The 18,684-nt window shown below is 67.6% G+C and carries 16 protein-coding genes, 1 rRNA gene and 1 pseudogene; 13 read left to right on the forward strand and 5 right to left on the reverse strand.

Annotated elements, in window-relative coordinates:
- The first annotated feature begins 165 nt into the window (after positions 1–165).
- Both rrf and BM282_RS11860 read left to right on the forward strand, forming a co-directional pair.
- A 5S ribosomal RNA gene (rrf, locus tag BM282_RS11855) occupies positions 166–287 on the forward strand.
- 270 nt (positions 288–557) lie between these two features.
- A complete protein-coding gene (locus tag BM282_RS11860; protein WP_089881198.1) occupies positions 558–1,808 on the forward strand; it encodes a hypothetical protein in 1,251 nt (416 codons plus the stop codon).
- 52 nt (positions 1,809–1,860) lie between these two features.
- Here BM282_RS11860 and BM282_RS11865 read toward each other — a convergent pair whose 3' ends face one another.
- Both BM282_RS11865 and BM282_RS11870 read right to left on the reverse strand, forming a co-directional pair.
- Positions 1,861–2,265: a hypothetical protein gene (locus BM282_RS11865; protein WP_089881200.1), complete on the reverse strand. Its 405-nt coding sequence runs from the start codon at positions 2,263–2,265 to the stop codon at positions 1,861–1,863.
- Positions 2,262–2,567, reverse strand: coding sequence for a hypothetical protein (locus BM282_RS11870; protein ID WP_089881203.1), 306 nt, complete (start codon positions 2,565–2,567; stop codon positions 2,262–2,264). The genes BM282_RS11865 and BM282_RS11870 overlap by 4 nt, the downstream gene beginning before the upstream one ends.
- Positions 2,568–2,711: 144 nt before the next feature.
- Between BM282_RS11870 and BM282_RS11875 the strand changes: the two genes are divergently transcribed.
- Together BM282_RS11875 and BM282_RS11880 are read left to right on the forward strand one after the other, a co-directional pair.
- Positions 2,712–3,902, forward strand: a complete 1,191-nt coding sequence (locus tag BM282_RS11875) for a redox-regulated ATPase YchF (protein WP_089881205.1) — start codon at positions 2,712–2,714, stop codon at positions 3,900–3,902.
- A 136-nt stretch (positions 3,903–4,038) separates the two neighbouring features.
- Entirely contained in the window at positions 4,039–4,377 is a 339-nt protein-coding gene (locus BM282_RS11880) for a hypothetical protein (protein ID WP_089881208.1), read from the forward strand.
- A 126-nt stretch (positions 4,378–4,503) separates the two neighbouring features.
- Here the strand turns inward: BM282_RS11880 and BM282_RS11885 are convergent, their stop codons facing one another.
- On the reverse strand, positions 4,504–5,160 hold the full coding sequence (locus tag BM282_RS11885; protein ID WP_089881211.1) for a helix-turn-helix domain-containing protein: 657 nt from the start codon (positions 5,158–5,160) through the stop codon (positions 4,504–4,506).
- Positions 5,161–5,244: 84 nt separating this feature from the next.
- Here BM282_RS11885 and hutU point away from each other — a divergent pair, with 84 nt between their 5' ends.
- From hutU to BM282_RS11925, 8 genes and pseudogenes are all read left to right on the forward strand, one after another.
- Positions 5,245–7,077 (forward strand): urocanate hydratase, encoded by a 1,833-nt coding sequence (hutU, locus tag BM282_RS11890; protein WP_089881214.1) that lies wholly within the window; start codon positions 5,245–5,247, stop codon positions 7,075–7,077.
- Positions 7,074–8,018 carry a formimidoylglutamase gene (gene hutG, locus BM282_RS11895; protein WP_089881217.1) on the forward strand — a complete coding sequence of 315 codons (945 nt, stop codon included), beginning with the start codon at positions 7,074–7,076 and terminating at the stop codon, positions 8,016–8,018. The genes hutU and hutG overlap by 4 nt, the downstream gene beginning before the upstream one ends.
- On the forward strand, positions 8,015–9,232 hold the full coding sequence (gene hutI, locus BM282_RS11900) for an imidazolonepropionase (RefSeq protein WP_089881220.1): 1,218 nt from the start codon (positions 8,015–8,017) through the stop codon (positions 9,230–9,232). The genes hutG and hutI overlap by 4 nt, the downstream gene beginning before the upstream one ends.
- Positions 9,225–10,787, forward strand: coding sequence for a histidine ammonia-lyase (gene hutH / locus BM282_RS11905; RefSeq protein ID WP_089881222.1), 1,563 nt, complete (start codon positions 9,225–9,227; stop codon positions 10,785–10,787). Before hutI ends, hutH begins: the two co-directional genes overlap by 8 nt.
- 193 nt (positions 10,788–10,980) lie before the next feature.
- A pseudogene (locus BM282_RS11910) lies at positions 10,981–11,748 on the forward strand (DUF2270 domain-containing protein); the annotation flags it as partial.
- A gap of 307 nt (positions 11,749–12,055) precedes the next feature.
- Positions 12,056–13,792, forward strand: coding sequence for a glycosyltransferase family 39 protein (locus BM282_RS11915; RefSeq protein ID WP_089881224.1), 1,737 nt, complete (start codon positions 12,056–12,058; stop codon positions 13,790–13,792).
- A 9-nt stretch (positions 13,793–13,801) separates the two neighbouring features.
- Positions 13,802–14,572: a methionyl-tRNA formyltransferase gene (locus BM282_RS11920; protein ID WP_089881228.1), complete on the forward strand. Its 771-nt coding sequence runs from the start codon at positions 13,802–13,804 to the stop codon at positions 14,570–14,572.
- A gap of 127 nt (positions 14,573–14,699) precedes the next feature.
- On the forward strand, positions 14,700–15,356 hold the full coding sequence (locus tag BM282_RS11925) for a TVP38/TMEM64 family protein (protein WP_089881231.1): 657 nt from the start codon (positions 14,700–14,702) through the stop codon (positions 15,354–15,356).
- A 26-nt stretch (positions 15,357–15,382) separates the two neighbouring features.
- On the opposite strand, the gene BM282_RS11930 is transcribed toward BM282_RS11925, so the two are convergent.
- Positions 15,383–16,417 (reverse strand): Gfo/Idh/MocA family protein, encoded by a 1,035-nt coding sequence (locus tag BM282_RS11930; protein ID WP_089881234.1) that lies wholly within the window; start codon positions 16,415–16,417, stop codon positions 15,383–15,385.
- Positions 16,407–17,534 carry a DegT/DnrJ/EryC1/StrS family aminotransferase gene (locus tag BM282_RS11935; protein ID WP_089881237.1) on the reverse strand — a complete coding sequence of 376 codons (1,128 nt, stop codon included), beginning with the start codon at positions 17,532–17,534 and terminating at the stop codon, positions 16,407–16,409. The genes BM282_RS11930 and BM282_RS11935 overlap by 11 nt, the downstream gene beginning before the upstream one ends.
- Positions 17,535–17,682: 148 nt before the next feature.
- On the opposite strand from BM282_RS11935, the gene BM282_RS11940 reads away from it, so the two are divergent.
- Entirely contained in the window at positions 17,683–18,597 is a 915-nt protein-coding gene (locus BM282_RS11940) for a glycosyltransferase family 2 protein (RefSeq protein ID WP_089881240.1), read from the forward strand.
- The last annotated feature ends 87 nt before the right edge of the window (positions 18,598–18,684 follow it).

The raw sequence follows: 18,684 nt of genomic DNA on the forward strand, positions 1-18,684 counted from the left end.
CGAGCACTAACAGTCCATAGCCACATTCATACATCATCGGTCCGCGTCACGTGGACCGGTAAAGCGGGTTCAGGCGTTAACTGGATTGCACGCATTCACACATACGGTTAGAAGAACCACCAACGACTGGTGTTTAAACGATGGTTCGATTCCATCGGTTGGCGTTAAGGCGGCCACAGCGGCGAGGCAACACCCGTACCCATCTCGAACACGGAAGTTAAGCTCGCCAGCGTGGCAGTCAGTACTGGAGTGTGCGAACCTCTGGAAACGCTGCTTCGCCGCCTGCCACTCATACTATAGTCGACGCCCGCACGGGAGCGCCCGTGCGGGCGTCTTCCATTTCGAACGGCAGACTACGGAGAGCCGTAGGCTCGTCCGCGCCTCGACTCACGAACACGCAGACCTGAAACAGCCCTCGCAGCGACGAAACCCGGATTCGGCGTTTTGAATGCACTCAAACACCCGATTTAGCCCGAATTAAATCCGGGTAAAACGTCGAATAGTCGGATTCAGAGACGTTCTGTATTATGTGTGTGTCGTCCGATGGTGAATCCGTAATGCGCATCAACTCACTTGCGGTCGTCGTGGCGGTGCTGGTCGTAACGGCGGGAATGCCGGGTGCGGCGAGTGCGGCGACGACGCTGGACGTGACGCTCGAACAAGACGGTGCGACTGGCGACGGCCTCGTCGTCGTCACCACGAACGGAACCGCGGCGGAGAACGTGACCGTCGAGGTCGGCGGCGAACGCGCGTACGCGGGTAACGGGACGTACCGGACCGACGCGAACGGGTCGGTCGTCCTCGCGCAACCCGAGGACACGCAGAACGTCACCGTGACCGCGGTGGGCGCGAACGCGACTGCGACGACGACGGCCCTCTTGCAGGGTGACGACGACCTGACCGTCGACGCGACGCAGGCGACGGACGGACGAGTCGCCGTCGTCGTCGAACGCAACGGCACCGCCGTCGAGAACGCGACGGTGAACGTCACCAGCGAGAACGAGACGTACGCGGCCGACGGCGACTACAGGACGGACGCGAACGGCACGGTCGAACTCGACGCGCCCGCGGAGAACGTCACCGTGACGTTCACCGCGGCCGCGGACGGCGAGTCGGCGACGGAGACGACGACGCTCGTCGCCGTCGAAGCGCCGTTAGCCGTGTCGGTCGAACAGACGACGGACGTGACCGTGACCGTCGCGCGGGGTGACGAGGCCGTCGAGAACGCGACGGTGAACGTCACCAGCGAGAACTACAGCGGTGCGGGAAGCTACCAGACGGGTGCGGACGGCACGGTGTCGCTTCCGGCCCCGACGGAGAACGTGAGCGTCACCGTCACCGCGACGGCCGACGGCGACACCGCCTCCGAGACGGTGACGCTGAGCACCGAGTTCGTCGAGGAGTCGAAGAACTTCGGACAAGCGGTCAAGCGGTTCGTCGACGCGCTTCGGTCGGCGGGCTTCAACGGACCGCCGGGTCGCATCATCTCGGACTTCGTGACGGCGAACAACCCGGGTAACGCGGACGACGCCCCCGGACAGGCCAAGAAGAACGCAGTCGACGCCGCCGACGAGAACGAGACGGCCGAACGGGACGATTCGGAGAACCGACGAGGGCCGCCGGAACACGCGAAGGAGAAGAAGAACGGAGCGAAGGAAGACCGTGACGACCGGAAACGACCCGGTGACGACACCGAGGACGCGGACGGCGAAGCAGAAGCGGAAGACGAGGAGGACGAAGACGACGAGAACGACGACGACCGCCCGGACCACGCGAAAGACAAGGGCGGAAAGAAGGACAAGAAGTAGCCGCGAACCCGAATCGTCGGCTTCCGGTGTCGATGCGCGACGGTCCGCGCTCCTATCGAGACCCTCTCGACTGTTCTTTCAGACGCGCTCGCAAATCGGAGAGTGGCAACCCTGCGTTCGCCGCGACCCGTTCGTCGGCCACGTCGAACCGTTGGGCGGCGGTGGCGGCACCGACGGCGACGAGTTCTCCCTGCGCCTCCGGCGGCGACCGGGTCGGAACCGGCGCAGACGAGTCCAGCGCGGCGACGGCCGCGGTACAGACGAGCGCGGCCGTCAACGGGTCCGTTTGCGGGTCGAACGTCTCCTCGCGGACGCGTTCGACGGCCCCCGCCAGCGCGAAGTAGCGTCGACCGTCCGTCTCGGCGAGCAGTGCGCGTTCGAGTGCGCCGTCGACGACGGCCTCGAAGGCGTCGGGGTCGTCGACGGAGTCGCCAGCGTCGTCACCCTCGTCGGTCACGCGTCGGTCGTCGGAGGCGAGAGTTCGGCTTCGACGACGGTACCGTCCGGGCGGAGGGTGACGCGGCCGAGCGTCACCGTCTCACCGGGCGACGAGTCCGCGGCGATGGCTCGAAGCACCGGCCGTTGCTCCAGGCGGTCCCAGACGACGCGTTCGACGAGTCGCTGAAACTCCTCCGGGTCGGTCCAGGCCGAGTCGATGTCCGAGGGGACGTGGACGACGAACTGGAGGTTCTCTTCGGTGACGTGGATGCCGACGCCGAACGTGTCTCCGTCGTCGGGGGCGTCAGCGTGGTCGGTCATACTCGCTTCTCGGGCGTGGCGGGACAAATACTCCGTGGTGAGAGACGACGAGCGAGATTCGAAGACGGCGTGTGGACTGCCAGCACACCGCTGAGACGACCCAGATAGGACACCTTTTGCCCGCCGAGTAACTTCGCAGACGCAATGAGCTACAAGATCGGACTCGTCGGCAAGCCCTCTGTCGGCAAGTCTTCGTTCTTCAACGCGGCGACGATGAACGACGTCCCCGAGGGCGCGTACCCGTTCACGACTATCGACCCGTCCGTCGGAGAGGCGTACGTCCGCGTCGACTGCGCGGCACCCGAGTTCGACGAGACGTGCACGCCCTCCGTGGGCTTTTGCGACGACGGCACGCGGTTCGTCCCGGTGAAACTCGTCGACGTGGCCGGACTCATCCCCGGCGCGCACGAGGGGAAGGGACTCGGCAACCAGTTCCTCACCGACCTGAACGAGGCGGACGTCCTCGTCCACGTCGTCGACTTCTCGGGTGAGACAGACATCGAGGGCGAGGCGACGGAGGGGCACGACCCGCGCGACGACATCGACTTCCTCGAAGACGAACTCGACATGTGGTACCTCGACATCTTGGAGAAGGGCCTCGAACGGTATCGCTCGGGCTACAACGGCGAGGAGAAGAACGTCGAAGAGGACTTAGCGGAGCAGATGTCGGCGTTCAAGACGAACAAAGACGAGATAAAGCAGGTCATCCTGAGTCTGGGTCTCTCGTTGGACCCCGACGAGTGGGACGACGAGGACAAGGAGTCCATCGCCCGCGAGATTCGCAAGCGCACGAAACCGATGCTCATCGCGGCGAACAAGATGGACAAACCCGTCGCACAGGAGAACTTCGAGGAGATAACGTCGGACCCCGACTACGAGCACTTGACGTTCGTCCCCGCGAGCGCGCACGCGGAGAAGGCGCTGAAGAAGGCCGACGAGGCGGGCGTCGTCGACTACGAACCCGGCGAATCGACGTTCGAGATTCTCGGCGACGTGAGTGACGAACAGGAGGAGGGACTCGAACAGATACGCGGCTTCCTCGACGAGTACGACGGCGCGGGCGTCCAGCGGTCGCTCGAAGCGGCGTTGTTCGACGTGATGGGCGCGATGGCAATCTTCCCCGGGAGTGCGAACGGGAGCAAAGACGAGAAGGGCGTGTTCCGCGACTGCTTCATCCTCCCCGAGGGGTCCACCACCGAGGACTTCGCGTACCATCTGCACTCGGACATCGGAGACGGCCTCTTGCACGGCATCGACTGCCACACGAACCGACAGGTCGGGTCGGACCACGAACTCGAACACCGCGACGTGGTCGAAATCGTGACGACCGGCTGAACGACCCGTTTACTTCGTCTCCCGCACGCTCGCCGGAAATGTCGCTAACGTATACGTTCGTTAAATCCGACTAACGACACGATACGGGGTCGAGAATTCGCATAAGCTATGAAGGGGGAACCGCTACGAGGAGACGATGCGGGAGACAAGCCCTGCTCTCGACGCCACCGTTTCGGGGGAAATCGGTGGCCTCGGAGGAGACGTAACGCTCGACGACCTCTTCGGGGACGAGTGGATGGCGGCGCATACAGACAGCGACTGTATCGCCGACTTCGTCCAGTCGTGCGGTCACGAGGTCGAAGACCAGGAATCGTTCGAGAACATCCCGGACAGAGAGTGGGACGACCACGTCGCCGCGCACTCTTCGTTCGACGACTGGCGGTCGATGCTCTCTGCGGCGGTCGAATCGTACGTCGGCGTCGGGCGGTCGCTGGCGGCCGACGGCGGCCACGACCCCGTCGAAGCGGACGAGTAGCGAGCGAGTAGCGAACCCCCCATCCGAGCGACGACGAGAGGCGGCGAATCGATTCGTTCTCGACGAGTTTTCTGTCGGCCGTTCCAGCGCCAGGCGTTCCGGTGTCGACCGTTCGCCTCCGAGCGCTCAGCGACGGCCGCGGAGGTGTTCGAACACCGCGACGACCAGTTTGTTCTCCGCGCGCCGGAGGTGTTCGGCCACCGTCCGGCGGCCGATGCCCAACTGCGCGGCCAGTTCGTCGGTGGTCGTCCGCCGCGGCATCTCGTAGTATCCGCCTTCGACGGCGAGTCTCAGCACCTCGTACTGTCGCGGACTGAGGTCCGGAAGGAGTCGCGACGGCGACAACGGGGCGTCCTCCGTGACGACGTTCACGTGACGTTTCGTCCGAACGTCGACGGAGAGGCCGTCGGCGACGAGTTCCCGGTACAGTCCCGTCAGCGACGCCGAGTCGAGTGCGAGGACGCGACAGACCTTCGCGCCGCGTTCGTAGCGAAGCGGTGGCAGAAGCAGGCAGTCGTGGCGGACGAGGTACGCCTCGACGGCGCGCGTCTCGCGCTGACGGAGGCAGTCGTCGGTGATGAGGACGACTTCGTCGTCTCTGCCGAGTCGTTCGCGGACCCCGACGAGGCGTTCGACGCGTTCGACGACGGCGTCTGCGGACGGGCCGCGGACGTGCAACAGGTCGCAGTGCTCGTTACACCAGAGTTCGACGGCGGCGTCCGTCTCCGCCGTCGCCAGCGTGTACCCGCCGTCTCCCGTTATCTCGAACGTCGCCTCGTACACGTGGCGGTGTCCGCGGCCGGAGTATATAAATCACGCTCCGGACGGAGGTGAATTCGGTATGTGTGTCGGGCGTCCACTAGGTCCATGGACGAGACGACGAACGAGGCGGGGCGGCGAACGGTGGGCGACCCGTCCGCAGAGTGGCAGCGGTACCGAGGCGCTCCGACCGGAACCGACATCGAGTGTCGAGGCTGGCGGCAGGAGGCGGCGCTCCGGATGCTGAACAACAACCTCGACCCCGACGTGGCGGAGAAGCCGGAGCGGTTGGTCGTCTACGGCGGGACCGGACGCGCGGCCCGGTCGTGGGACGCATACGACGCCATCCTGAGCGAACTCCGCGAGCTGGCCGACGACGAGACGCTGTTGGTACAGTCGGGCAAACCGGTCGGTCGGTTCCGGACGCACGAACGCGCCCCGCGCGTCCTCGTCGCGAACTCCAACCTCGTCGGCAAGTGGGACGACTGGGAACACTTCCACGAACTCGAAGCGGAGGGGAAGATGATGTACGGGCAGATGACCGCCGGGTCGTGGGCGTACATCGGCACGCAGGGCATCCTCCAGGGGACGTACGAGACGCTGGCGGAACTGGGCCGTCAGCACTTCCCCGAGAGCGAGGGCCTCCGAGGGAACATCGTCGTCACCGGCGGACTCGGCGGGATGGGTGGCGCACAACCCCTCGCGGTGACGATGAACGGCGGCGTCTGTATCGCCGCCGAAGTCGACGAGTCTCGCATCGACCGGCGCATCGAGACGGGATACTGCATGGAGAAGACCGACTCGGTCGAAGAGGCCATCGAACGAGCGCGAGAGGCGGCGAACGCGGGTGAAGCCTACAGCGTCGGCGTCCACGGTAACGCCGCGGACGTTCTGGAGGAGATGCTCGAACGCGGCTTCGTCCCGGACGTGGTGACCGACCAGACCAGCGCGCACGACGAACTCGAAGGCTACTACCCGAGCGGATACACCGTCGCGGAGGCGGACGCCCTGCGCGAGGAGGACCCCGACCGGTACGTCGAGGAGAGTCTGAACACGATGGAGCGACACGTCGAGGCCATCTTGGACCTGCAGCAGCAGGGTGCGGTGGCCTTCGAGTACGGTAACAACCTCCGTGGGCAGGTGGAGACTCACCGTGGGCTCGATACGGCGTTCGACTTCCCCGGGTTCGTGCCCGCGTACATCCGACCGCTGTTCTGTCGGGGGAAGGGACCGTTCCGGTGGGTCGCGCTCTCCGGCGACCCCGCGGACATCCACCGCACCGACGACGCCGTCCTCGAACTGTTCCCGGACGACGACCGACTCTCGCGGTGGATTCGGCTCGCTCGCGAGCAAGTGCAGTTCCAAGGACTCCCCTCGCGGGTGTGTTGGCTCGGCTCTCGAACCGACGAGGAGGGGGTGACCGAACGCGCTCGATTCGCCCTCCGAATCAACGAACTCGTCGCCGAGGGGGAGATTTCGGCACCCGTCGTCGTCACGCGCGACCACCTCGACGCCGGGAGCGTCGCCAGTCCGTACCGCGAGACGGAGGCGATGCGCGACGGGACGGACGCCGTCGCGGACTGGCCCATCCTGAACGCCCTCCTCAACTGCGCCGCGGGCGCGGACATCGTGAGCGTCCACGACGGCGGCGGCGTCGGCATCGGCAACTCCCTGCACACGAACAACCACGTCGTCCTCGACGGGTCGGACCTCGCCGCGGAGAAGGCGCGCGCGGTGTTCACCACCGACCCCGGAATGGGCGTGATTCGTCACGCCGACGCCGGGTACGACGAGGCACTGGACGAGGCCGACCGGTCGGGCGTCCACGTCCCGATACGACCCGAAGAGACGGGTCCGGCGGGGGTCGATGAGACGGCCGACGGCGCGTCGGAAGGCGACGCGTCCGAAGACGCCGACGAGACGGCGGGAGGGGGGCGATGACGACGCTCGGCCCCGCGCCCGCGTGGTCGGGTCCCTCGGCGGACCCGAACGACGAACAGTTCGGGCACGTCGTCGAGGGAACGACGCTCGACGCGGCGGCGGAGTACGCCGCCGTCCTCGTGGGCGAACCGTACGACGGCGCAGTCATCGGGCGGCCGGGCGCGCGGGACGGCCCGACGGCTATCCGCGACGCACTGGCGGGCGTGAAGACGCACCGGTTCGGCCGACGCCCCGCCGGCACCGTCGGTCGAATCGGCGACGTCGGCGACGTGACGCTCGCCCGCGGGAGTGTTCGAGACGTGCAAGACTCGCTTCGCGAGACGGCGGCGAAACTGTACGACACCGGTGCGGTCCCGGTGTTCCTCGGCGGCGACAACTCCCTCACGTACCCGAACGTCGCCCCACTCCTCGGGGACGACGGGGACGCGAACCGCGTCGGCGTCGTCAGTTTCGACGCGCACCTCGACTGCCGGGAGGTCCGCGAGGGGCCGACCAGCGGAACGCCCTACCGGCAACTTCACGACGAGGGGTTGGAGACGCTCGTCGTCGTCGGCGCGCGCGACTTCGAGACGACCACGGCCTACGCCGACTACCTCGACGAACGGGGGGGAACCGTCGTGACCGCCGACGCAGTCGCCGACGGCGTCGACGCGACGCTCGACCGGATTCGGACGGCGCTCTCGGGTGTCGACAGCCTCTACGTCAGCGTCGACGTCGACGTGTTGGACGCGGCGGCCGCACCCGGCGTGAGTGCGCCGACGCCGGGCGGTCTCTCCTCGCGGGAACTGTTCGCCCTCGCGGGCGGTATCGCGGGCGACGACCGAGTCCGCGGGTTCGAGGTGGTCGAGTGCGCGCCGTCGCTGGACCCGACGCCCACCGGACTGACCGCGGCGACGGCCGCGCGCACCGTCGCGCGATTCCTCTCGGAGGTGTCGGCGTGAGCGACCTCCTGCTCGCCAACGCGTCGGAAGTCGTCACGTACGCCGACCACGCGCGTCTCGATAGCGTCGAAGACGCCGCCGTCGCCGTCGAGGACGGCCGAGTCGTCGCCGTCGGACCGACGGAGGAGGTGACCGCGGAGTACCCCGAATCGGACGCGGACCGGGTCGTCGACTGCGCGGGACGCGCCGTCGTGCCGGGGTTCGTCGACCCGCACACCCACGCGCTGTTCGCGGGCGACCGGTCCGACGAGTTCGAGGCCAAACTCCGCGGGAAGACGTATCAGGAGATTCTCGCCGACGGCGGCGGTATCCTCAGAACCGTCGAGGCCGTCCGCGAGGCGACGACGGAGGAACTCGTCTCGAACCTCCGGGCCGAGTTGGACGTGATGCTCGCGCACGGGACGACGACGGCCGAGGTGAAGTCGGGGTACGGACTCGACACCGAGACGGAACTGCGGATGCTGGCGGCCATCGACCGGGCGGCCGCCGACCACCCGATTCGCGTCGTCCCGACGTTCATGGGCGCGCACGCCGTCCCGCCGGGCCGCGACGCCGACGATTACGTCGAGGACGTCGTCGCCGAGCAGATTCCTGCCGTCGCCGAACAGGGCGTCGCCGAGTTCTGCGACGTGTTCTGCGAGGAGGGCGTCTTCTCGGTCGACCAGTCCCGGCGCGTCCTCGAAGCGGGGCGCGAGTACGGGATGCGGCCGAAGGTCCACGCCGAGGAGTTGAGTCACCTCGGCGGGACGAAGTTGGCCGCGGAACTGGGCGCGACGAGCGCCGACCACCTGCTCTACGCCGACGCCGCGGACGTCGATGCCCTCGTCGACGCCGGGGTGACGCCCGTCCTCCTCCCGGGGACGGCGTTCGGTCTCGGGGCGGGCTACGCCGACGCCGAGACGTTCCTCGCGCGCGACGCGCCGGTCGCACTCGCCACGGATTTGAACCCCAACTGCTACTCGCAGAGCATGCCGTTCGCGATGACGCTCGGATGCGTGGAGATGGGACTGACGCCCGCGCAGGCACTCGGCGCGTCGACGGTGAACGCCGCGCGGGCCGTCGGACGCGAGGAGACGGGCGCGGGCCGACTCACCGTCGGGTCGCCCGCCGACTGCGCGATTCTCGACGCGCCCAGCTATCGGTATCTCTCGTACAACTTCGGCGTGAACGCCGTCGACACCGTCGTCGTCGGCGGGGAGGTGGCCCGTGACTGACCACGTCACCCTCGACGGCGACTCGCTGACGCCGAAGGCCGTCGAAGCCGTCGCGAGACACGGTGCGACGGTGTCCATCTCGGACCGCGGCCGCGAGAACGTCGCCGCCTCCAGAGCACGCGTCGAGGAGATAGTCGACAGCGGACAGGCCGTCTACGGGCTGAACACGGGGTTCGGCCAACTCGTGGACACCCGAATCGAGGGGTCGGAACTGGCCGACCTGCAGACGAACCTGCTTCGCAGTCACGCCTCGGGCGCGGGACGACACCTCGACACCGAGGAGGTCCGCGCCCTCCTCCTGACCCGACTCAACGCCCTCGTGAAGGGCTACTCCGGCGTCAGAGAGGTCGTCGTCGACCACCTCGCCGCGATGCTGAACGAGCGCGTCCACCCCGTCGTCCGCTCGCGGGGGAGCCTCGGCGCGTCGGGCGATTTGGCACCGCTGGCCCACCTCGCACTCGTCCTCATCGGTGAGGGCGAGGCGACGGTGGACGGCGAACGTCTGTCGGGCGCGGACGCCCTCGCGATGGCCGAACTCGACCCGTTGACGCTGGTTCCGAAGGAGGGGCTCGCGCTCATCAACGGGACGCAGTTGACGACCGGTATCGCCGCGTTGCTCGTCGTCGACGCCGAGCGTCTACTGGAGGCCGCAGACGCCGCCGGTGCGCTCACGACGGAGGTGACGATGGGGACGACGGCGAACTGCGACCCGGCTATCCACCGCGTCCGCCCGCACGCCGGGCAGGCGGCGGTGGCCGAACACGTCCGCGAACTCACCGCGGACTCCGAGATAGTCGAGTCGCACGCCAACTGCGACAGGGTGCAGGACGCCTACTCGCTGCGCTGTCTCCCGCAGGTTCACGGTGCCGCCCGCGACGCCGTCTCGCACCTCCGCGAGGCGGTGGAAGTCGAACTCAACAGCGCCACCGACAACCCCCTCGTATTCGCCGCGAGCGAGGCGGACAGCAGAGCGACGGGGACGGACGACGCCGTCGTCATCTCCGGCGGCAACTTCCACGGCGAACCGCTCGCACTCCGCCTCGACTACGCGGTGAGCGCGCTGACCGAACTCGCCGCCATCTCCGAGCGTCGCGTCGACCGGATGGTGAACCCGAACCTCCAAGAGGACCACCTGCCGCCGTTTCTCGCCGAGAAGAGCGGTCTGCACTCGGGCTTCATGATTCCGCAGTACACCGCCGCGTCACTGATAAACGAGATGCGCGCGACGGGCCGGCCGTCGATGGACAACACGCCCGTCAGCGGCGGGCAGGAGGACCACGTGAGCATGAGTGCAACGAGCGCGTACGCCGCGAAGTCGGCTCTGGAGAACGCCCGAACCGTCGTCGCCGTCGAACTCCTCACGGCGGCGCAGGCGTCGGAGTTCGTTTCCGACTCGCTGGCGCACGGCCGCGGAACCTCGGCGGCGTACGAACTCGTCCGCGAGGTGTCGCCGCCGGTGACCGAAGACCGGAGCTTAGACGACGACATCGAAGCCGTCGCGGGCGTCGTCGCCGACGGGACGCTCGAATCGAGACTCGCGGTAGCCCTCGACTAGCGCCCTGCGACCCGCATCCTCGAATCCGAAGACGCGGCACCGCGTGCTCGCGTGTTCTTCTCCGCCCCTGCACCCGTGCGAGCGTGCCGGTCGACTATCACGAACGATTCACCGGAAACTCGGTGTGCGGAGGGACGGAGGCGAAAGACGGACGCAATAGTTTTCACGCTCGGTACAATACTGTGCAATACAGATGGTCGAGAGTCGCGGGCAGTACCGGGGAGACGAGAGGGAGAGCAGAGACGGCGCTACCGGCGTGGGGAGTGGCGAGTCGGAGCCGAGACCCGGTCCCGCCGAGAACCCCTCGGGTGACCCGTACGTCGGACGCGGACTCCTCGACGTCGACATGGGCCCGAGTTCGGCGATGGCACACCTCTACCGGGGCGAGATACACCGGATGAAGCTCTGGCGGGAACGCCTCGACCGGACGACCAACTGGGCGGTCATCCTGATGGCCGCCGTGTTGACGTGGGCGTTCTCGCAGTCGACGAACCCCCATTACGTCGTCCTCCTCGGTAACGCCGCCGTCGGCCTCTTTCTCACCATCGAAGCCCGACGCTACCGCGCGTACGACGTGTGGCGGTCCCGCGTGCGCTATCTCCAAGAACACGTCTGGGCACCCGGTCTGGACCCCTCCTCGCCCCTCCGGGACGAGAACTGGCGGAGCGAACTCGCGCGCGACTACCGCAACCCCACGCTGAAGATAACCTTCGAAGAAGCGCTCGCACACCGCCTCCGACGGGTGTATCTCCCCCTCTTCGGCGTGTTGAACGGCGCGTGGTTGCTCCGCGTGACGGCGTTCTCGGCGGACCCCTGGCCCGAGAGTGCGGCTATCGGGGGGATTCCGGGCGTCGTCGTCACCGCCGCCGTCGTCCTCGCGTTCACCGCCGCGACGGTCATCGCCTGCCGCCCCCGAACGTGGCACACGCGCGGCGAACTCCTCTCCGAAGAACTTCGCCGGGACCAGACGCCGAACCGAAACCCGCTTCGCACGGACCCCGAGTCGTTCGACGAGACCGGAGCGGAGACGGGAGACTCACCGGGAGACTCGTCGGGAGAGACGGCCGACGTCACCGACGGTACCGGCGGAACGGACACCGACGACGCGGACCGAGCAGACACCGACGCCACCGGTTCGACGGCCCAGTCCGCGTCCGCATCGCCGGAAGCGACTCGGGACGGGGACGACGGAGACGGCCGTTAGTCGCCGGTTACCGCGGTTATCCGGTTCGAAATTATGTAGTTCAGACTGGTAGCGGGCAGTGAATATGTATCGGCGTAGGTGGGCACCCGTCGTCGCCGTGGTCGCCGTCGGCGCGGCACTCCGTCTGTACGGTATCGGCTCGGAGAGTCTCTGGACGGACGAACTCATCACGCTCGCGTTCGTCCAGTCGATGACCGCCGGTGAACTGCTCACCACGATTCCGCGGGTGAATCCGCATCCGCCGCTCTACTACGTTCTGTTGGACCTGTGGGTCGGCGCGTTCGGAACGACCGAGACGGCGCTTCGACTCCCGTCGACGCTGTTCGGCGTCCTCTCGATACCGGCGCTCTACCTCCTCGGCCGTCGAATCGGCGACCACACCGTCGGACTCGTCGCCGCCCTGCTTCTCGCACTGTCGCCGTTCCACGTCCGTTACGCGCAGGAGGTGCGGATGTACGCGCTGTTCGTCTTTCTCGTCGTCGCCTCGTTCCTCCTCGTCCACGCCGTCGCCGACCGTCGGTCACGCCGACCACGACACCGGCGCGGACTCCTCGCCGCGTGGGTGCTCTCCTGTCTCCTCCTCGTGGGAACGCACTACTTCGGGGGGTTCGTCGTCGCCGCTCAGGTGACCTACCTCGTGATTCGACTGGACCGCGTCCTCCCCCGCGGAGTCGGGTCGTTCTCGACGCGCCGCATCCAGCGAGCGTACGGCTTCGCGACGCTCGCGAGTCCGCTGTTTCTGCTCGCGCTCGGTGCGGTGTTCGACCTGCCGCACTACTTCTACATCCCGTTCCCGACGCCGCGGTTCGCCGCCGGAACGCTCGCGCGCTTCTTCGTCGGCTACGGGACCGTTCCGCTCGCCGTCTCCGTCGCCGTTCTCGTCCTCGTCGGGACCCTCGCGACGCTCGCGGCGGTTCGTTTCGACGCGACCACGCCGCTGGACTTCGACTCGTCGCTCCGCGCGACGCTCCGCCGCGCCCGCGTCGACGTCGGAGACGACGGACTCGCACTCGCCGCCGTCGCCTTCCTCGTCCCGTTCTTCGGTCCGGTCCTCGTCTCCTACCTCGTCGTCCCCGTGTTCTGGCCGCGGTACGTCATCGCCGCCTCCGTCGGCCTCTTTCTCCTCGTCGGACTCGGCGTCCGAACCCTCCCGCGCGAATCGCTACAGGTCGCCGCCGTCGCCCTCCTCGTCGTCGCCGTCGTTCCGATGACGGGCGTCTACCACACGACAGACCAGAAAGAGGAGTGGCGCGAAGCCGGGAACGTCGTCGAGGAGAACGCCCACTCCGGCGACTTGGTCCTCCTGATGGACCGGATAAGCGAGTACGCGCTGACGTACTACGTCGACCGCGAGGACGTCGAACGCGGGACCATCGTCGGCGCGAGTTCGGGAACCGGATACGACGCGAACACCTCCGCGGAGATAGCCGAGAAGACGGTCGGTCACGACCGAGTCTGGCTGTTTCTCAACCACGGCACCGACGAGGAGCGAGAACGCGTCCTGACCGCCGTGCGCGGGTCGCGAACGCAGGTGTTCCACCGCCAGTTCTTCCAGGTCGAACTCTACCTGTTCGACCGGTCGCCGGACGCGGCGTCCGGGACCGACTCCGACTCGGCGGCCTCGACTGAACCGGCGGCGGGTGCGTCCGCGTCCGTGTCTACGTCCGCGTCCGCGTCGCCCGCGACGTTCGTCGCCGACCCCGGCGTGACCGACTGGCGCTGGCGGTCGGTCTCGCGGACGACGGGGGGGTCGAACGCAGGCGCTGAATCTCGACGGCACCGTTTTGCCGTCGCAGACTGACCCTGTGGTATGACGACAGTCGCCTTCTTCGGGAGCCACCCGCTCGGTGCCCGCTGTCTCGAACGCCTCCACGACCACGACGGAATCGACGTCTCCGTCGTCGTCACGTACCCGCCGGACCACGACGGCTGGTGGGACGAGTCGGTGAACGAACTGGCCCATCGGTTGGGCTACCCGGTGCTGACCCGCGAGGAGGCTCACCGCGCGACCGAGTACCCCGTCGACTACCTCCTCAGCGTCTACTACCCGGACGTACTCGGCCCGAACCTGTTGGCACATCCCGACGTGGCACCGATAAACCTCCATCAGGCGGAACTGCCGCGCTACCGCGGGAGCAACGTCTTCAGCCACAGCATCATGAACGCCCGCGCCGACGACCACTGGAAGCACGGGACGACGATGCACGTCATGGCCGAGTCCGTCGATGCGGGCGACGTGATAGCGCGACGGTTCGCCGAGATACGTCCGGACGACACGGCGCGGACCCTGTACGACCGCGTCCACGAGGTGTCCGTCGAACTGTTCGAGGAGATGCTCCCGAAGTTCGTCTCGGGCGAACTGCTGGCGATGGCCACGCCGCAAGCGGAGTTCGACGGCGAGCGCTACTTCTACAGTAAGGCGAGTCTGGACGGACTGAAGGAGATTCCCGCCGCGGAACTCGCGGACGAAGACGGCCAGACGGAACTGTACGACCGTATCCGCGCCCTCGACTTCCCACCTCACGAACCGGCCTACACGCGAGTCGACGGCGAGAAAGTGTATCTGACGCTCGGGCGGTGAGTCGAGGACGCGCCGCACTCGCAGGCGAGGGGTGCGTCGACGTCTCGTGCCGAACCGTGCTCGCGAGCCGCGCTACCCTACATATACAGGCATAACCCCCTTTCACACCCGTCGCGCACGAAACGGCATGGATTCGCGTGTTCGGTCGGTCGGGAGTGCGCTCGTCGTCGCCATCGCGGCCGGTGCCCTGTTTCTCTTCTCGCCAGAGTGGGTACTCGAACGACTCGGATGGCTCGCGGGCGACCCCGTGCGATTCGCCGTCGCGCTCGTCGTCCTCGCACTCGTCCGACCCCTGTTACTCTGGCCGGCGACGCTCGTGGCCGTCCTCGCGGGCTACGCCTGGGGGCTGATGGCGTTCCCCGTCGCACTCGTGCTGATGGTCGTCACCTGCACGCCGCCGTACCTCTTCGGTCGGTTCTCCGCCGACGGCGGCCGGTTCTCCGAGGTGGGCGAGAAGGCGATGGACGTCGCCGGCGACTTCCGCGGCATCGTCGCCGGACGCGTCTTCCCGGCGCCGTCCGACATCGTCTCCGTCGGGTCGGGACTCGCGGGCGTCCGGTCTCGGACGTACCTCGGCGCGACGGCCGTCGGCCAGATTCCGTGGGCGTTCGCGGGCGTCGCCGCCGGTGGCTCCATCTACCGCGTCGTCAACGAGGGTATCACCGCCGTCGTCAGCCCCTCGATACTCGCCGCAACCGTCGTCGTCGCGGCGCTGATGTTGGCGGGGCCGGCGTACAGTTACGCGACCGACGGGGGCGACATCGCGGACGTCGTCGCCGGATGAGCGTCGGAAAGCGAGGAGAGAGGGCGTCAGTCGTCGGCCTGCGCCGGGACGGACTCAGGGTCGACGCCCGCCGGGAGCGAGACGGACTCACCGAGTTCGTCGGAGCGCTCTGCGGCCTCCAGTAGTTCGACCGTCTCCGCACCGACGCGTCCGGTCGCGGGCGGGTCGGTTCGCGTCTCGCAGGCGTCGACGAACGCCTCGACTTCGAGACGGAGGGGTTCGCCGCCGTCGACTTCGTGTCGGCGGACGCCCTCGTCGCGGGCCTGTAACACGCCTTCCTCGCGAACCACCTCGGCGTCGTGTATCTCGACGACGGTGTCTTCGAGGTAGTCGATGTGTGCGGAACGCTTCGACCCGACGACGGTCAGGTCCCGCCGCTTGTCGAAGACGGGGACGTGCCAGGACTCGTTGATGACGCCGGTGACGTCGCCGTACGAGAGCGTCAGCGTCGCCGTCTCGTCGATGCCGTCGCGGACGTTCGAGTCCAAGCGACAGTAGACGCTGTCGGGTCGGGCGTCGAGGAGATGCGAGTAGACGTCCACGTCGTGGACGGCCAGCGAGTAGAGCGCACCCGCGTCCGGTCGCGGCGTCCGGAAGGCGTATCGCGTCGTCGTGAGGTACCGTATCTCGCCGAGTTCGCCCCGGTCGATACGTCGTTTCAGGTCGCGGAGCGCAGGGTGTGAGCGGAAGATGTGCCCCACCCCCAGGACGCAGTCGTTCGCCTCGGCGCGTTCGACCAGCGACCACGCGTCCCGACTCGTCGTCGCCAGCGGTTTCTCGACGAGGACGTCGACGCCGGCGTCGAGGAGTTCACAGCCCACCTCGTGATGCGTCACGGAGGGCGTGGCGACGACGACGGCGTCGACGCCGGAAGCGACGAGGTCCGAGATGCTGGTGACGTACGGCACGCCGTAGGAGTCGGCCATCTCGCTCGCGCGTTCCTCGTCGATGTCGCAGAGCGTCAGCGAGTCGATGTCTCCCGCTTCGACGAGTTCGGCGGCGACGCGGACGTGGTTGCTTCCCCAGTAGCCCGTGCCGACGACGCCGTACTCAAGCCCCACGGCCGCCCTCCTCGAAGTACGACGCGACGGCGTCGCAGACGTGGCTGACGTCGCCGGGCGTCAGACGCGGATGCATCGGCAGCGACAGGATGCGGTCGTACAGGTTCTCCGTTACGGGGAGCGACGACTCCCCGACGCGTTCGAGGACCGCCGGGTGGCGGTGCGCCGGCGTCTCGTAGTGGACGCCCGTCTGCACCCCGGCGTCTTCGAGATATCCGCGGAGGGCGTCGCGGTCCGCCGGCGGCACCTGCACGACGTAGAGGTGGTAGACGTGCGTCGCGTTCTCGGGGACGGCGGGGGTGACCACCTCGTCGACGTCCGCGAGGCAGTCGTCGTAGTGGGCGGCGGCGGAGACGCGGGCGTCGTTCCAGTCGCGGACCTGCCGCAGTTGCTCGCGTCCCACGACGGCTTTCACCTCGTCGAGACGGTAGTTCAACCCGAGCGCTCGGTGGACGCCGTCGCCGTCGCGGCCGTGGTTCCGAAGCCTTCGCGCGGACTCGGCGACGTCGTCTCGGTCGGTGACGAGCATCCCGCCGTCGCCGCCGACGGTCATGTTCTTCGAGGGGTAGAAGCTGAACGCGCCCGCGTCGCCCGCGGTTCCCGCGACGTGTCCGTCGCGTTCGGCGAAGTGCGCCTGACAGGCGTCTTCGACGACGACCAAATCGTAGTCGTCGGCGACGTCGGTGATGGCGTTCATATCCGCCATCGCGCCGTAGATGTGGACGGGCATCACTGCCGAGGGGTTCCCCGCGGCGGCGACCTTCTCTTCGAGGTCCGCGGGGTCCATCGTGTACGTCTCGGGGTCGACGTCGACGAACACGGGCGTCGCGTCCAGTGCGAGGACGGGCGAGGCCGTCGCGAAGAACGTGTTTCCGGGGACGAACACCTGTTCGTCCTCGCTCCCCCCGACGCCAGCCGCTTCCAACGAGAGGAGGAGGGCGGCCGTCCCACTGCTGACGCCCACGGCGTGTTCGACGCCGCACTCTTCGGTGAACTCTCGCTCGAACGCCTCCAGTTCCGGTCCCTTCACGTACCGCGTACTCCGCATCACCTCGCCCACCCGGTCGACGATGGTGTCGTCGACGTAGACGTCGGTGAACGGAACTTCGGCTGTCATGGAATTATCGAAGATAACGAATTTCTTTGTTACCGCTCTTGTAACGTACCGTGACCGTTGGTAAGCCAACGGCTACGCCGCGGTGAAACGGTAGTAGGAGTCTCAAAACACCCGTACGGCTATATCCGGTGACGACGACGGCCCGTCAATGACGGTACTCGTGAGCGCGGTGATTCCGACGTACAATCGCGAGTCGTACGTGGGCGGTGCCATCGAGAGCGTTCTCGAACAGACGTACGAGAACGTGGAGGTGGTGGTCGTGAACGACGGGTCGACGGACGGAACCGAGAGCGTCCTCGCCGAGTACGCGGACGACGACCGGGTTCGCGTCCTGCGCAACGACGAGAACCGGGGGATTCCGTACACGATGAACCGCGGCGTCGAGGCGGCCCGCGGCGACTATATCGGCGTCTTCGGCGACGACGACCGCTGGTATCCGACGAAAGTCGAGAAACAGGTCGCGGTCCTCGAAGGACTCGGCGACGACTACTGCGGCGTCTACACCGGCGGCGTCATCCGCGACGGGTCGGGCGAGGTCGTCGACCGCGTCCGATGGGACCGCGGCGGCGACCGTTTCCCGGAGATTCTCGTCCGGAACACGGTGCTCCCGCACTCCAGTCACCTGGTCCGCGCGGAGTGTTTCGAGGCCGTCGGCGGGTTCGACGAGTCGTTCGACATCGCCTGCGACTGGGACCTCACCATCCGCCTGTCGAAGCGGTGGAAGTGGGCGTGCATCCCCGAAGAACTCGTCGAACGCACCCACCACGACGGCAACGTGACCGGCGACCCCGACTACGACGTCCGGTGTCGGGCCGCCGTCCGCGAGAAGTACGCCGCCGAACTCGCGGCGAACCCGGACGCACGCCGACGGTTCGAGGCGGCGGCACACCGCGAACGCGGCGTCCGGGCGTTGGAGGCGGACGACCGAACCGAGGCGGTTCGCGAACTCTCGAACGCGTTCGTCCGCGAACGGCGCGGCGACCACGCGGCCCTCCTCGCACTCGCACCGTTCGGCCCGCGCGCGCTCTCTGCCGCCCGCGCACTCCGCGGCGTCCGCGGCTGATTCTCTCGGGCGCCGCTGAATTCGCGCGCTCCGTGACGAAGGCGTCCGCGTCGCGTTCTCGGCGGGGTTTACCCACCGTCTATTAAA

This window comes from Halogeometricum limi (genome assembly GCF_900115785.1).
Taxonomy (GTDB): domain Archaea; phylum Halobacteriota; class Halobacteria; order Halobacteriales; family Haloferacaceae; genus Halogeometricum; species Halogeometricum limi.

Coding starts and splice junctions, on each gene's coding strand:
- BM282_RS11860 (WP_089881198.1), top strand. CDS start 558: ATGCGCATCAACTCACTTGCGGTCGTCGTGGCGGTGCTGGTCGTAACG.
- BM282_RS11870 (WP_089881203.1), bottom strand. CDS start 2,567: ATGACCGACCACGCTGACGCCCCCGACGACGGAGACACGTTCGGCGTC.
- BM282_RS11875 (WP_089881205.1), top strand. CDS start 2,712: ATGAGCTACAAGATCGGACTCGTCGGCAAGCCCTCTGTCGGCAAGTCT.
- BM282_RS11880 (WP_089881208.1), top strand. CDS start 4,039: ATGCGGGAGACAAGCCCTGCTCTCGACGCCACCGTTTCGGGGGAAATC.
- hutU (WP_089881214.1), top strand. CDS start 5,245: ATGGACGAGACGACGAACGAGGCGGGGCGGCGAACGGTGGGCGACCCG.
- hutG (WP_089881217.1), top strand. CDS start 7,074: ATGACGACGCTCGGCCCCGCGCCCGCGTGGTCGGGTCCCTCGGCGGAC.
- BM282_RS11915 (WP_089881224.1), top strand. CDS start 12,056: ATGTATCGGCGTAGGTGGGCACCCGTCGTCGCCGTGGTCGCCGTCGGC.
- BM282_RS11920 (WP_089881228.1), top strand. CDS start 13,802: ATGACGACAGTCGCCTTCTTCGGGAGCCACCCGCTCGGTGCCCGCTGT.
- BM282_RS11925 (WP_089881231.1), top strand. CDS start 14,700: ATGGATTCGCGTGTTCGGTCGGTCGGGAGTGCGCTCGTCGTCGCCATC.
- BM282_RS11935 (WP_089881237.1), bottom strand. CDS start 17,534: ATGACAGCCGAAGTTCCGTTCACCGACGTCTACGTCGACGACACCATC.
- BM282_RS11940 (WP_089881240.1), top strand. CDS start 17,683: ATGACGGTACTCGTGAGCGCGGTGATTCCGACGTACAATCGCGAGTCG.